2 protein-coding genes are annotated in these 13,647 nt (G+C 63.7%); both read left to right on the forward strand.

The window, feature by feature from the left end:
* Nucleotides 1-46: 46 nt before the first annotated feature.
* Complete coding sequence (locus tag AC3VI7_RS09660; RefSeq protein ID WP_489671105.1) at nt 47-9,754, forward strand: beta strand repeat-containing protein; 9,708 nt, start codon at nt 47-49, stop codon at nt 9,752-9,754.
* Nucleotides 9,755-10,012: 258 nt separating this feature from the next.
* On the forward strand, nt 10,013-13,647 hold a 3,635-nt coding region (locus tag AC3VI7_RS09665; RefSeq protein ID WP_489671486.1), incomplete at its 3' end, for a beta strand repeat-containing protein.

Here is a 13,647-nt window from a genome sequence, read left to right on the forward strand (position 1 = left end):
GCACTGCTTGTCATCACCGACCCCCTTTTCAGAGAGCACCCTTTCCATGAACGAGCAACTCAACGATCACAGCGCCACCGCGCAACCGTCTTCTCCCGTTCATGCTCCGCAGGCCGCTACAGCGGCTGTGCAGGGCCATCGGGTGACTCAAGCGGCGGCAGCAGCAAGCCCTTCGGCGGTCCAAAACGGCCAAGACAGCACCGTGGTGCCCAAGCAACGCCGCCTGAAGGTCGGAGAAGATCTCCTCGATGGCGAAGACGCCAGTGAAGCGCTTGCAAATAGCCCCACTGAAGCGGCAGACCCCGTACCTGCCCCGGTTGAACCCACCGCACCGACCACGCCGGCGAGCACCAAGGACGACGACCCAAGCGCTGTACCGCCGCCCATCACCGCCCCAGCGGCCACCGCTGCTGAAGCAGGTGCAGCAGCCCCGGCCGTGGCCGCTCCGGCAGCGGCCGTAGCCACAGCGCCGGCGGCTCCAGCCGCCGCAGCGGGCATGAACCCGATGTTGATCTACGGGGGTGCCGGTGCAGGCGTGCTCGTGTTGGCTGCCGCTGGCGGGGGTAGCAAGGCAGCCGCCCCTGCGCCGACCCCGGCACCCGCAGATACGACCCCGCCCACCGCACCCGTCACTGGCGATATCGCCCTGACTTCGACCAAGGTAGGGGCCAACGCCAGCACCTTTAACGTCACGCTGGCGCACGTACCCACCGACGCCGCCACGGTCAAGGTCGAATTGTTGAACAGTGCAGGTGTCGTGGTCGCAACCCAAACCACGGGCACCAACAGCGTCTACAGCTTCAGTAATGTGGCCGACGGCAGCTACTCGGCGCGCGTCAGCTACACCGACGCCGCCAACAACAGCTCGACTGCCGCCACCTCGGTCAGCAAGGTGCTCGACACGATTGCGCCGCTCACCACCAATACGACCGTCGGCTTCGCTCATACCCCTGTCACCCCCGGCACCAGCACCGTCACCCTCACCTTGGGCGGCGTGCCACTCGATGCAACAACCGTCAAGGTTGAACTGCTCGACAGCACCGGCAACGTGGTGAATGTCACCCCCACCGTCGCTGGCAACGTTTACACCTTTGCGGGCATCACGGACGGGGCCTACACCACCCGCGTCAGCTACACCGACGCCGCTGGCAATGCGGCGGTCTTCGCACCCACGGCCAGCAACCTCGGCCTTGACACCATCGCCCCGAGCACGGCCCTGACCACCGTCGGCCTCGCTCACACCATCGTCAGCCCCGGCACCAGCAACGTCAACGTCACTCTCGCCGGCAGCCCCGCAGACGCTGCCACCACCAAGGTCGAGCTACTCGACAGCACAGGTGCGGTCGTCAACGTCACCCCCACCGTCGCTGGCAACGTCTACACCTTTGCCGGCATCACGGACGGGGCCTACACCACCCGCGTCAGCTACACCGACGCCGCTCAAAACACCTCGACGCTCACCTCGACAACCGGCAATGTGGTGCTTGACACCCTCGCCCCCGCTGCACCAACGGTCGCCTTGGCCACCGACACGGGCGTGGCCGGTGATGGCATCACCAGCAATGCCACCCTTCAAGCACCCCTCGGCGTTGAAGCCGGTGCCACCGTCGAGTACAGCGCTGATGGCCTGACTTGGACCCCTGCTGCGCCTGTCGCGGCCGAAGGCGTGAACACCGTCTACGTCCGTCAAACCGACGCCGCTGGCAACACCAGCCCCGTCACCGTCGGTAGCCCCACCCTTAGCTTCACCCTCGATACCCTTGCCCCCGCTGCACCAACGGTCGCCTTGGCCACCGACACGGGCGTGGCCGGTGATGGCATCACCAGCAATGCCACCCTTCAAGCACCCCTCGGCGTTGAAGCCGGTGCCACCGTCGAGTACAGCGCTGATGGCCTGACTTGGACCCCTGCTGCGCCTGTCGCGGCCGAAGGTGTGAACACTGTCTACGTCCGTCAAATCGACGCCGCTGGCAACACCAGCCCCGTCACGGTCGGTAGCCCCACCCTTAGCTTCACCCTCGATACCCTTGCCCCGACGCTCGCCACGGTCGCCTTGACCAACGGTGCAACCACGCCCACCACCCTGAGCGGTGACTTGACCGTCAGTGGCTTGGAAGCGGGTGCCACGGTCGAATACCTCCTCAGTAGCGCGGCGACACCCGGTGTGTGGACCCCGCTGATCGGCACTACCATCCCATCGCCGCCCACCAATGGCACCGCCGACGGCTTGTACTCGGTGCAAGTGCGTCAAACCGATGCAGCCGGCAATCAGTCGGTTCAGACCCTCACCTACACGCTGAGCACCTTGCCCCTCGCCGCACCAGGCTTGGCTTTGGTCAGTGACTCGGGCGTCTCGGGCGTCGATCACATCACCAATAACGCGGCGCTAAACGTCACCATCGACCCGACCGCGACCTTGGTGGAATACCAAGTCAACGGCGCAGGATGGGGAACGACCCCTTACGTCGCACCCACCGTCGGTGATGGCACGGCGGCTTCGGCCTACACCGTCGATGTGCGTCAGACCGACGCGCGCGGCACCACCTCGGCTGCCGGCACGATCAACTTCACGCTCGATACCGTGGCCCCGGCAGCCGCCGTGCTGACCTTGCTCACTGACACCAACCCCATCGGCATCACCGCACTCGACGGTGTGACCAAAGCCAGCAACATCGGTGTGGCGGGTTTGAACGGCAGCACGGTGCAGTACCGCTTCATCGAAACGGCCTCAGGGGTCATCACCCCTTGGGCCGCAGTGACCGCTGATGCCACAGGGGCTGCCACCATCACCGGCCCGACCGTGGATGGTCACTACACGCTCGAAGTGCAACAAGCTGACGTGGCGGGCAACCTCACCACCGATACGCTGGTTTTCAGCATCGACAACGCCATCGTTGCCCCCACGGCCTCGGTGGTAGATACCGGCCTGAAAGACAGCCCGATGGCCATCACGACTGATGGCACGGTCACCTTGACGGGCATCGACCCGAACGTTGCCCAAGTGATTTACCGCGTGGACGGCGCAGCCACTTGGACCACGGTGGATGTGCTGGCCCTGACCCACGATCCGGTCACCGGCCTGCATCAGTTGGTGATCCCCTCGGTCGTCGCCAATGGTCTGACCAACGGTGTTCACACGGTCGATTACTACCAAGTGGACCAAGCGGGCAACAGCAGCACCCCAGCGCTGATCCAGTACACCATGGACTTCATGCCGACGGGGCTGGCTGCACCGCTGCTGACGCTGAACAAACCCGGCCCCAACCCCAGCTTCACCAACGATGGCGCGATCACGGTCACGGGCCTTGATCCATCCATCAGCGCGGTCTGGTACCGGATCAATGACACCACGGCCGGTACCTTGGGTACTTGGGTCAGTACCACGCCGACCTTTAATCTGATCACAGGGCTGCCGATCAGCGCCACCATCCTCTCGCCGGGTCTGGCGGGCATCTACAGCGTTGACGTTTATCAAGAAGACAAAGCCGGCAACAGCAGTGTCACGCTGCCCGCCACGCTGAGCTTCACCCTCGACACGACCATTGCCGGCTTGGCCAGCACTTTGGCCGTCGATACCGGGTTGGTGCCAGGTGCGCACATCACCCAAGCGGGTGCGGTCACGGTCAGCAACCTCGACCCGCACACCTTCGATCTCACCTACACCATCACGGCTGCCAACGGTGGGGCCGCAGCATCGGGCGTCATGCCCACCACGCCCGGTCAGACCTTTGCCACCATTCCCGCCCTTGACAACTTGGGCAACCCCTTGCCGGATGGTCTGTACAACGTCACGGTGACCGAGAAAGACCAAGCGGGCAACACCCTGACGATTGCCCCGGTGCAATACACCTTGGACACCTTGGCCCCGGGTACCCCGGCGCTGGGTACCGTGGTGGCCTACACCCCGGGTGCGGCAGTCCCCCTGTCGGTGCCGGTGGCCTTGCCGCTGGATGTCGTGGCCGGCGATCTGGTCACGCTAACCTTCACCGATGGCGCTGGCACGGCCACGACCTTTTTGCACACCGTCTCCGGCATTGAGCTCACCACCCATATGGCCCACGTGGCAGCGGGCGGCGGCTTGGTCGATGGCCTGTACACCATCACGGCATCGCTGACCGATGCGGCCAGCAACGTCACCCCCGCAGCCACACCGCTGAGCTACACGCTCGACACCTTGGCACCGGCCGCCGCCATCATCAGCTTGGTCACAGATAGCGGCGCGCTGGCGAATGACGGCATCACCAATATCGCGACCCTCCATCTGGCCAATCCAGAACTGGGTGCCCAAGTCGAATACCGCGTCACAACCGCAGGCACAGTGGGTGCTTGGCTCGGCACCACCTTGAACCCGCTGGGTGACTTCACCCCCACGCTGCCGACCGATGGGGCCTACACCATTGAGGTGCGCCAACGCGATGCAGTCGGTAACATCTCGGCCGTCTCGGCCACCAGCACCTTGGCCTTGACGCTTGACACCACCTTGGCAAGCCCGGGGGTGATCTTGGCGATGGATTCGTTCAATCTGAACGTCGTTCCGGCCATGATTGCCGATGGCATCACCAACAACAACAGCTTGAACGTCAGCGGTGTCATCGAGCCTGGTGCCACCGCCACGTACAGCCTCAGTTTGGCGGGCAACCCCACCCCCGTGGCCAGCGGCCCGGTCGGGGTGGATGCTTTGGGCAATGGGGTGATTCCCAACAACCCCGCCTTGGCCAACGGCTCTTATGTGGTGACCATCACCAGCACCGACATCGCGGGTAACACCAAGCTGGCCCAACTGCCCTTTACCTTCGACAACGTCGCTCTGGCTCCGGTGGTGACGCTCGTGCCCGATACCGGCGCGCTGCCCAACGATGGCATCACCAAGCTCGGGGCCTACAGCGTCACCGGCCTTGAGCCAGGTGCGACCACCACCGTCGAGTACAGCATCGACGGCGCGACTTGGGTGACCACGGCTCCGGTCGCAGCAGAAGGTTTGAACACCATCTACGTGCGCCAGACCGATGCTGCGGGCAATGTCAGCCCGGTGGTGTTGGGTACGCCCAACCTGAGCTTCACGCTCGACACCCTCGCCCCCAACGTGGTCGGCACGCCCATGGCCGCGACCTTGGGCACCGACACCGCCAGCCTCAATAACCCGGCCGGCACCAACGCTGATTTGAAAACGTCGGTCAACAGCGTGAACGTGGCCGGCATTGAGCCCGGCACCACCGTCACGTACACCATCGACGGCAGCACCCCACTGGCGACCGGCCTGGTGGCCGATGGGTTGTTCACTCCCACCAATGCCCTCGGTGCCGCACTGGCCGACGGCGCACACACGGTGGTCGTGACCCAAACGGACTTGGCCGGCAACATCACTTCCAGCAGCCTCAGCTATACCCTCGACACAGCGGTCGCCCCGCTCAGCTTGGCGCTGGTCAACGACACCGGCATTGTCGGTGACAAGATCACCACGGTGGGTTCCGTCAAGTTGGTGGATCCGATCAGCGGCTTGGCCGTCACCCCGGAAGCCGGGGCGGTGGTCGAGTACGGCACCATGGTCGGCGGTGTTCTCACTTGGGCCACCACCTTCACCGCGATCACGGGCATCAACGACGTTTGGGTACGCCAAACCGACTTGGCCGGCAATGTATCGGTGTTTGATCCTGCCCTGCCCGCCCTGACGTTCACCATGAGTGGCGCAGGCCCAGCGCCCAGCCTTGCGGTGACCGATACCGGCTCCATCGACACCCCGGTCGTGGTCACAACGACCTCGACCATCACCGCGACACCCGGTGTGGTCGGCAGTGTCGATTACGAATACAGCCTAGATAACGGTGTTACTTGGATCCGGGTTCTGGCCCCGGTGGGGGGCGTGCTGACCATCCTCGATGCGGCAGGCGCGCCACTGGTTGACGGCACTTACACCGTGATGGTGCATTCGCTCGACCCCGTCACAGCGATTGCCTCGGGCGATGCCCAAGTGACCTTCATTCAAGACACCGCGAGCACGACTGTCGCTGCGGCGCTGACCGTTGATTCGTTCACCGCGATCAACTTCAACGGCACCAACGCTGACCTGATCACCAACGATGGCCGCCTGACCATCAGCAATGTCGATCCGAACCTCGACAGCATCACGGTGACCTATACCCGTACCGATGCGCTGGGTGTTGTCAGCACGCAAACAGTCACGGCACCCGCCCTCGCAGTCGCCGACCCGCTTGTGGCCGGACAGTTCTTGACCACCATCGCCGCGCCAACACTGGGCGACGGGGTGTACTCAGCCAGCATTGTTCAAACCGACAAAGCGGGTAACGCAACCACGGCCACACCGTTCACAGCCACCTTCACCCTCGACACCACCTTGGCACTGCCGCTGGTGACGTTGGTGACTGACACCGCGAACCCGACCAACCCAGCGACCGCTTTGGATGGCATCACCAACCTGAGCGACTTGCTGGTGGCCAATGTTGAGCCCGGTGCCGTGGTGGACTTCACGGTCACGGATGCTGCTGGTGTGGTGGTTGGCTTGGTCAACAACACCGTGGCGGTGGATCCGGTCACCAATACAGCAGCGATCCTTGCTGCCATCAACACCGGCGTCGGCGGCTCGCCCGATGGTGCGTACACCATCACCGTGACGCAGACGGACGTGGCGGGCAACCAGAAGTCGCAAGCTTTGCCGCTGGTGATTGATACCGCCATCTCGACCCTGACAGCCACCTTGGTGACCGATACGGCCAGCGCGCTTAATCCGGCAGGCACGGCCACTGACATGATTTCGCAAGTCGGCGATGTTGTCATTGGGGGCTTGGATCCGCATGTGGACGTGGTGAACTACACCCTGACCGTGACGGACAGTTTCGGTACGGCACTCATCAATCCGGCCACCGGGCTGCTGTACCCCACGGTCACCGGCAGTTTCATCCCCGTAGCTGGTGCCCTCAACCACACGTTGACCGCTGCCAACTTGGGTTTGACCAACGGTACCTATACCTTGTCGCTCGACCAGATCGACAAGGCTGGCAACAGCACCTTGGCGAACGCAACGACCACGCCCTTCACCTTCACCTACGACACGGTGGCTCTGCCGCCAGTCGTTGCTCCGACGGTGGATTCCGCGTTGCTGGGTTACACGGGGGTGTACCCCGCGTACCTGCCGACACTGGGTACCGATCTGAACAACGTCACCAACGTCAGCGACCTGACCTTCTCAGGCTTGGAAGTGGGTGCCGCTGTCACGTACAGCATCACCAACACGTTGACGGGTGCCGTGGTGATGCCCGCCACACTGGTTCCCGTCGATCCGTTGACGGGTACAGCTTCGGCAGTCAACCCGATTGCAACGAATATTCCTGGCGTCAATGACGGCACCTACGCGGTCACCGTGACACAGACCGACTTGGCTGGTAACACCAACACCGCCACCAGCAGCTATGTCATCGACACGCTGATCAACCCGCTCACGGGTTCTGTGAGCCTGAATGGCGTCTTGGCCCCGGTGCCGGATGGCGTGACGATCTTTGACCGGGTCGGCGTTTTGGGCCAGTTCACCCTGAATGGGCTCGACCCGAACGTGGACCGGGTTTACTACGTCTTTACCCCGGTGGATCCCATCAGCGGGGCCTCGAACGGCAGCCCCGTGATCGCCGGCAGCATGGTGCCGATAGCAGGTGCGACCTCCATGACGCTGTTGGCCAAAGACCCCGCCTTGGGCTTGATCGATGGAGCGTACACAGTCGATTTCTGGCAAGTAGACAAGGCCGGTAATTCGAGCCTTGGCGTACCAGTGACGATGAATTTCGCCCTCGACACCACCGTGGTGGCACCCACCGTGATTTTGCTGAGTGACACCGGCGATACCGTCACCAACCCCATCATCACCACCCAAGACGGCATCACCGCCAATTCGATGCCCAATCCGCAAGGCGGGGCTGAACCTGGCGGCGTGATCCAGTACAGCTTGGATGGCATCAACTGGGTCCTCGATACCGGTGTTGCGGCCCTGACGACCGTCGATGGCCCGTACAACTTCTTTGTGCGCCAGACCGATCTGGTCGGCAATGTCGCCACCTCAGCCGGCAACACCGCCGCCACCGGCGGCTACGAGTTCATTCTCGACACCCAAAAGCCGCTGTTGACGCTGGCGGCTGACCCGCTCACGTCTACCGTGGTCGGTGGTGTGATCCATTCAAGCACCGGAGCGATCAGTGTCGCGACCGGCGTCGATCCTCACCCCTCCAGCTACGTCTACTCCATCGACGGCGGTGTGACGTGGACCCCTGATCTGGCCACCTTGCCGGCCACGATCACCGCCAAGGGCGTGGTGAGCGGGCAAACGCTCAACGTCGATGTGATCCAGATCGATGCCGCTGGCAACGGTGTGGCACAAATGGTGCCTGGGGGCAAAGACACCAGCATCACGCTGCTGATCGACAAGAGCAGCCCGCTGCCGCTGGCACAACTGACCGCTGACACCGGCACGTTCAGCACCGATGGGGTTTCGATCAACGGCGCGATCACCGCGAGCGCGACCGAAACGGGGGCCGCCTTAACGTACTCGACCGATGGCGGTGCGACGTGGACGCCTTGGACCGGCACCTACGCCATCCCGGCCACGGCCGTGGTGGACCCGGTGGCCCAGCAAACCAGCTTTGCGGTGGCTTTCCAGCAGACCGACGCGCTTGGCAACATCTCGCAGATCGTCACTGTGCCGGTCACACTGGACGCCGGGGCCGCCGCCCCGACGGTTCAAGTCCTGACGATGATGGATCCCATCACAGGTATGCCGATCATGGGCAACACAGGGGCCACCAGCGACTTGGGTCTGCTGAACGTGGTCGGTGAAATGGGAGCCACGGTCCAAGTCAGTACCAATGGCGGTACGGTTTGGCAAGACATCAACAGCTTCGTGCCGGTGGTGGGGGCCAACAACCTCCTCGTCCACCAGACCGATCTGGCCGGCAACATCTCGCCAAACACCACCTTCAGCTTCACGCTGGCGGGGGGTTACAGCGTGGATGGTGCAGGGGTCGTCGCCACCGATGCCACGGTCAATCAACCTGTGATCGGCCTCACGGACACCGGTTTGGTGGGCGACAACATCACCAATAACGGCTCGCTGGTTATCACGCCCCAGTTCGGCGCTGACCCGACCGACTTGGTCGAGTTCAGCTCAGACGGTGGGCTCAACTGGATCAACGTGAACACCTTGGGGATGCCACTGGGCGACAGTACGTACAGCTTGCTGTTCCGCGAATCGACCCAAACAGCCGATCCCGTCAACATCGGCATGATGGTGACCCACTACTCACCCTCAGCGCTCACCACCCTGACCGTTGATACCGTGGCCCCCACAGTGCTCACAGGTGCGGCGGAGTTGTTCACCTCGGCTTCGGGGACGAGCAACGCAGTGGCGGTATTGCAGGTGCAGTACGGAGAAGGTGCCACCATCGACGCCACCAACATGGCTGCGTTTGGCGGTGCCGGGGCCTTGGGTTACACCACATCGGTCGCCAGCTCTGGCGTGTCGATGGATGGTCAAATCCAGCTGGGACTTCAGAGTGATGGCACCACCCGGGTGGAGCTGCGTTTCACGGAAACCGTGCTCAACAGCTTCAGCCAGTCCCTGCTCACGGTCACACCCATCACTGCGGTGGGTCAACTGTCGGTCAGTGACATCGCCGGCAACTCGACTGCGGCCACGCCTGCGGTGGATCTGAACGGGCTTGGAGCGACGTGGCAGGTATTGCAAACCCTGCCCTGAGCACACTGACAAGGAACCTACAGACCGCAGACGATTGAACGGCTGTGGGTTCTTCGGTCACACTCACCACGGTCTGCTTTGGCAGACCGTTTTTTCTGCGCAGATTCGTTCCTACGAACATTGGCTGTTCGTTATCGTTACATCCGCGCCACAGCCAGCGCAGACACTCTCCTTCACAATAAAACCTAGGTTAGACATCGCCATGGCTTGATCCGTCGTGGCGCGGTCCTCTCTCACAGATCATCCGAGCATCCGACCATGAACGAGCCCATCTCCGAGCAGCCCTTGGCATCCAGCAACACCGCCCCGTCCGCTTCGATTCGGTCCTCAAGCTCGACTGCGCAGCCGCAACCGTCTGGTGTTCAAGCCGCAGCGGGCCATGGAGTCGTGCCCACAGCGGGTGTGCCGCGCAGAACGATGCGCCGCGATGCCACGGATGGAATGGATGCGACGGATGAGCTGGGCACGCCCCCCCCTGCCGAGGCCGCCTCAGCAGCGGAACTGATCGCCACCTTCGATCCCGCAGCCCCTGAAGCTGCCTCGACGGTGCGCCATACAGATACGGACACCGGCACCACCCTGCTGGCCATGAACGGACAAGATCCGGCCGTCATGCTCTCGGTCGCCGATGGAACCACCACTGCGCCTCCCCCTCTGACGGCAGCGGCTGGGGGCAGCAGCGGCGCGACGGCAGCAGCCTCCAGTGGTGGCTTGGCAGCCACCAACCCTTGGATGCTCGCTGGCGGCATGGTCGCTGGCGGTCTGATTTTGGCGGCGGCTGCGCCCAGCCCCGCCACGGCCCAAACCCCAGCACCCACACCTGCGCCGCCGACCACGACCCCCACGTTGAACGCACCCACGGTCAGCCACACCTCGGGCTCACACCAGTTGGCGGTGCAAGTTGGCTTCACAGGAGCCAGCATCGGTGATCAGATCACTTTTGAGCTGGTTTCCAGCAGCGGTCAGTTGCTTGAAACAGCGGTGCATCCGCTCACCAGCACCGACGTAGCGACCGCTCAGGTGACCCAATTTTTGGGCTCAAGCGCCCTGCTCGATGCCACCTACACCATCCGCACCAGCTTGACCCATGCCGGGACCACCACCGTCACGAACAGCCCGCTCACCTACATCCTCGACACCGTCGCTCCGGTGGCCCTGACCGGGTTGGGCTTGAGCAATGACACAGGTTTGTCGGCCAGCGACACCATCAGCTCGGTCGCCACGCTCAAACCGCTCACCAGCATCGAACCCGGGGCCACGCTGAGCTATAGCCTCGACAACGGCACCACTTGGACCGCCAGTTTCACCGCCCCGAGCGTGGACGGCACTTACACCGTCTTGGTGCGTCAAACCGATGCCAGTGGCAACAACTCCGCCACCACCCCGCTGACGTTCACCCTCGACCGCATCGCCCCCAGTGCTCCCAGCCTGAGTTTGCAAAGCGACACCGGCCTGCTCACCACGGACTTCCTGACCAAGGATGGCCGGATTCTGTTTAGCGCCGAAGCCGGTGCCTTGGTCGAGTACAGCATCAACAACGGTGCCACGTGGGCCTCACAAGCCACCACGCCCTTCGCCGCTCAAGAGGGTGTCAATACGGTGTTGATCCGGCAAACCGACATCGCAGGCAATCCCTCCGCTGTGTCCTTGCCGCTGAACTTCACCCTCGACACCACGCTGCTCACGCCAACGGTCCGACTCACCAATGACACCGGCTTGGTGGGTGATGGCCTGACCGATATCGGCACCATCACGCTGGGCAATATCGACCCCAACCCCACCACAAGGGTGGATTACAGCCTCGACCGAGGCATCACGTGGGTGACCAACTTCACAGCCCATACCGGCCTGAACGAAGTGTTGGTGCGTCAGATCGACGTGGCCGGCAACATCGCCACCTCAGCACCGTTCAACTTCGTTCTCTCGGGTACGTCAGCGGCACCGGCCGTGCGCCTGCTGAACGACACGGGCGCATCCGCGACCGACTTGTTGACCCGCGACGCCACGCTCCAAGTCACGACCTCGGCCGGACGCACCGCCGCCTACAGCGCCGACAACGGCCAAACTTGGGCGACATCGTTCGTGCCGACCCAAGGGGCCAACACCATCTTGGTGCGTGAAGCCGACTTGGCCGGCAACATCTCGCAGGTCACGCCGTTCAATTTCAACTTCGATTCGGTCGCCCCTGCGGTACCCACCGTGGCCTTGCTCAACGACACCGGCGTGGCCGGTGACAAGATCACCAGCATCGGCACCCTAAGCTTCGGCACCAGCTTGGAAGCCGGTGCTTCGGTGGAATACAGCATCAACGGCGGCAACACCTGGAGCAGCAGCTTCACAGCCGCCACCGGCAGCAACAGCGTGCTGGTGCGCCAGCTTGATGCCGCCGGCAATGCCTCCACGGCCGCCGCACCGTTCACGTTCACACTCTCTGGCACCACGCCGCAACCGGGCGTGAGTCTGGCCAACGACACGGGGGCGTCCACGACCGACTTGCTCACCTCGGACCCAACGCTGAACATCACCGGCCTGCCGGGCTACACGGTGCAATACAGCTTGGACAACGCTCAAACGTGGTCCACGCCGCCCGTTGCCTCCGGCATCGTGGCCCTGCCCACGGCTGCATTGATCCAAGGGGCCAACACGGTGCTGGTGCGTCAGCTCGACCCGACCGGCTCGGCATCAGCCTCGACCAGCCTCGGTTTCACGTGGGACAACGCGGCCCCAAGCGCGCCCGTACCTGGGGCTGTGACCTACACGCCCGCCAGCCCCACTGCGCCGTTGAGTGTGGCCGTTGCCCTGCCGGCGGGTTCCGCCGTAGGTGACGTGATCACCTTGACCTTGACCGGCACCTTGGCCGGCAACGCTCAAACCATCACCTCTCTGCCCCTGACCAGCGCCGACTTGGGTGCCGGTGCGATCCATCTAAGTGCCGGGGCAGCGTTGGCGGCCGACACCCTGACCCTCAGCGCCACCAGCATCGACTTGGCAGGCAACCGCTCGACCATCGGTCAAGGTGCCAACAGTTTCATCTTCGATCCCATTGCTCCGGCCGCACCTGTTGCACCGACGGTGGCTTACACCCCTGGTGCCATTAACCCGCTCAACATCAGCGTCGGCCTGCCGGCCGCCACGGGGGCCACTGCGGCAGCCGTGGGGGATGTGGTGAACCTCACGCTCACAGGCACCGGCACCAACGCCGCGCCACAAACCCTGCCATCTCTGCCCTTGACCTTGGCTGACTTGGCCAACGGTAGTGTCAGCTTCCAGCCCATCGGGCTCGCCAACGACACTTATTTGATCCGCGCCACCCTGACCGACGCAGCAGGCAATGTGTCGCCGCCGTCTGTGGCACAGAGCTATGTGCTGGACACCGTCGCCCCGGCTGCGCCCATCGTCGCCTTGGCCAACGGTGCCACCACCTCCACCAACAGCGCCGCCCTCAGCGCCATCACGCCTGAGTTGAATGCCACGCTGGCCTACAGCGTCGATAACGGCCCATGGTTGTCCACTTACACGGCACCCACCACCAACACAAATCACACCGTGGCGGTGCATCAAACCGACTTGGCTGGCAACATCTCCGCCCCAGGGTCGATCACCTTCACCCTCGACACCCTCGCCCCGGCCGTTTCCACCGTCGCCTTGGCCTACACCCCGGGCTTGCCCGGTGTGGCTGGCACCTTGGCCGCCAACGTCGCTTTGGCTGCAAGCAGCGCTGTGGGTGATACGGTCAACGTGTCTGTCTCCGACGGGGTCACTGCACCCGTCATCGTCACTGCCGTGCTGACCGCTGCCGACATCGCTGCCGGCTCGCTGTCTATCCCCGTGCCTACCGCCGCTTTGATGAGCGGCACCACCTACACCGCTTCCGCCTCTGCCGCTGACACCGC

This window comes from Leptothrix toolikensis (SeqCode), assembly GCF_057922285.1.

What these genes read in the sequence shown, in the direction of transcription:
- AC3VI7_RS09660 (WP_489671105.1), top strand. Translation starts at nt 47, where the DNA reads ATGAACGAGCAACTCAACGATCACAGCGCCACCGCGCAACCGTCTTCT.